The organism is Streptomyces sp., assembly GCF_035563135.1.
Taxonomy (GTDB): Bacteria; Actinomycetota; Actinomycetes; order Streptomycetales; family Streptomycetaceae; genus Streptomyces.
This window is the reverse complement of record NZ_DATMVN010000026.1, coordinates 1-2511: the sequence shown is the minus strand read 5'-3', so window position 1 is coordinate 2511 and position 2511 is coordinate 1. Positions and strand designations below refer to the sequence as shown.

The following is a 2511-nucleotide window of genomic DNA, read 5'->3' as shown; positions in this document are numbered from 1 at the left end:
GCATCCGGGCCTCTTCCTGGGCCAGGACGACCACCCGACGGGCTCGGTCGGTGAACCGTTCGAACATCTGCTGTATCTCCCTCTGACCGGCTGGACCTGCTGTGCTCGTGTCCCCGGCAGGGGACGGTGGACACCCGACGTACGTCGGCGCGCTGGGGCACCGGTCGCTCCACTGTAGTTCGCGCCACCGGGTCGGCGTCGGGAAGAGTCCCTCGGACCGACGGGGTGGCTCGATGGAGACAACTGTCGTCCCACGAGCACTGTTCCGCCGCAGTTACGCCGTCAGCGGACGCACGACGACCCGGTGCCCTCAGGGCACCGGGTCGTCGTTCTGTTGCGGCCCTCCTGCAGGGGCCCGCCACGAGCCTGCGAGTGGTGGGGAGCAGGAGGGCCCTTACTCAGTGGGCGGCTTCGAAGGCCTCGACCACGCTGGCCGGGATGCGGCCCCGGTCGCTGACCTCGTGGCCGTTCTTCCGGGCCCAGTCGCGGATCGCGCCGGCCTGCTCGCGGTCCATCCGGCCACCGCCACCGGTCGCCCGGGAACGGCCGGCACCGGAGGCGCGACCACTGCTGCGGCCACTCACCTTGCGGGCGGCGGAGACGTACTTGCCGAAGACGTCACGCATCTCCTCGGCGTTCTTCTCCGACAGGTCGATCTCGTACGTCGTCCCGTCGAGTGCGAACGTGACCGTCTCGTCAGCGGAGATGCTGTCATCGAGGTCGTCGCTCAGGATCACCTGGACCTTGCGTGCCATTGTCTGCTCACTCCTGTTGCTCCGGCGTCTGGACTGTCGCCATTGATGCCCCGTCCGGCACATTGCACCACAACCCGGCGGAATAGGGGTAATCCATCGCACCCATTCGGGTACTCTCCGAGCAGCAGGTCATTGGTGGATCGGCCGCACCAACGGAAACAGGATCGTCTCCCTGATGCCCAATCCGGTGAGCGTCATCATCAGCCGGTCCATGCCGAAGCCCATGCCCCCGGTGGGCGGCATGCCGTACTCGAGGGCCTCGAGGAAGTCCTCGTCCAGCGCCATCGCCTCGGGGTCGCCGGCCGCGGCCAGCAGGGCCTGCGCCGTGAACCGTTCGCGCTGGACCACGGGGTCGACCAGTTCCGAGTAGGCGGTCCCCTGCTCGACACCGCCGATGTAGAGGTCCCACTTCTCGGCCAGTCCCGGTGTGGTCCGGTGCGCCCGGGTCAGCGGTGAGGTGTCCACCGGGTAGTCCACGACGAAGGTCGGCGACTGCAGGGTGTCCTGCACCAGTGCCTCGAACAACTCCTCGACGACCTTGCCCGGCAGCCAGGCCGGGTCGACACCGATGTCATTTCGTTCGGCCAGCGCGCGCAGCCGCTCCACCGGCGTCTGGGGGGTGACCTCCTCCCCGACCGCGTTCGAGACGGCGGTGAAGAGAGGCAACTGCGGCCACTCGCCCGAGAGGTCCAGTTCCGTTCCGTCGTGGTGACGCGCGACATGGTCACCGAAGAGCGCGACACAGCACTCCTGCACCAGTTCCTGTGTCATGCTGGCCATTTCCTGGTAATCCCAGTACGCCGCATATGCCTCGAGCATCGCGAACTCCGGGGAGTGCGAGGAGTCGGCCCCCTCGTTCCGGAAGTTCCGGTTGATCTCGAAGACCCGGTCCAGACCGCCGACGATGCAGCGCTTGAGGAACAACTCGGGTGCGATGCGCAGGTACAGGTCGAGGTCGAACGCGTTCATGTGCGTGCGGAACGGTCGCGCGGCGGCACCGCCGTGCACCGTCTGCAGCATCGGGGTCTCGACCTCGAGGAAACGGCGCTCGGTCAGCCCGGCGCGCAGCGTCCGCATGACCGTGGAGCGCTGGTGCACGGTGCGGCGGGCCTCGTCGCGCACGATGAGGTCCACGTAGCGCCGGCGGACCCGCAGTTCCTCGCTCATCGGCTTGTGCGCCACCGGCAGCGGGCGCAGCGCCTTGGCCGCCAGCTGCCAGGAGTCGGCGAACACCGACAGCTCCCCGCGCCGCGACGTCCCGACCTCACCGGTGACCAGCACGTGGTCGCCGAGGTCGACGTCGGCCTTCCAGGCCGCGAGCGGCTCCTCGCCGACCCGGTCGCGGGAGAGCATGACCTGCAGCTCGGTGTCGCCCTCGCGCAGCGTCGCGAAGCAGAGCTTGCCGGTGTTCCGGGAGAAGATCACCCGCCCGGTCACGCCGACCTGCTCACCGGTCATCGTGTCCGGCTCGAGGTCGGGGTGGGCGGCGCGCACCTCGGCGAGCGTGGTCGTGCGGGCGACGGTCACCGGGTACGGGTCGACGCCGGACTCCCGGAGCCGGTCCAGCTTGGCCCGCCGGACCCGCAGCTGCTCGGGGAGTTCCTCGTCGGGCAGGCCAGGTGCTTCCTCACTCACGGACGCCGAGCCTACGGGCGCGGGGACGACGTCCCGCCACCGCTCGCCCGGTGCCGCTCGAACGCCAGCCGCAGGCCGTGCACGGTGAGATCGGGTTCACGTTCCCCGATCGACCGGCAGC

The 2511-nt window shown here is 69.4% G+C and carries 2 protein-coding genes; both read right to left on the bottom strand.

Features of this window, described 5'->3' with window-relative positions:
• Nucleotides 1-398: 398 nt before the first annotated feature.
• A complete protein-coding gene (locus tag VN520_RS01450; protein ID WP_325744975.1) occupies nucleotides 399-755 on the bottom strand; it encodes an Lsr2 family protein in 357 nt (118 codons plus the stop codon).
• Nucleotides 756-884: 129 nt separating this feature from the next.
• Nucleotides 885-2390, bottom strand: a complete 1506-nt coding sequence (lysS, locus tag VN520_RS01445) for a lysine--tRNA ligase (protein ID WP_325744974.1) — start codon at nucleotides 2388-2390, stop codon at nucleotides 885-887.
• Between the last annotated feature and the right edge of the window lie 121 nt (nucleotides 2391-2511).

What these genes read in the sequence shown, in the direction of transcription:
- VN520_RS01450 (WP_325744975.1), bottom strand. Translation starts at nt 755, where the DNA reads ATGGCACGCAAGGTCCAGGTGATCCTGAGCGACGACCTCGATGACAGC.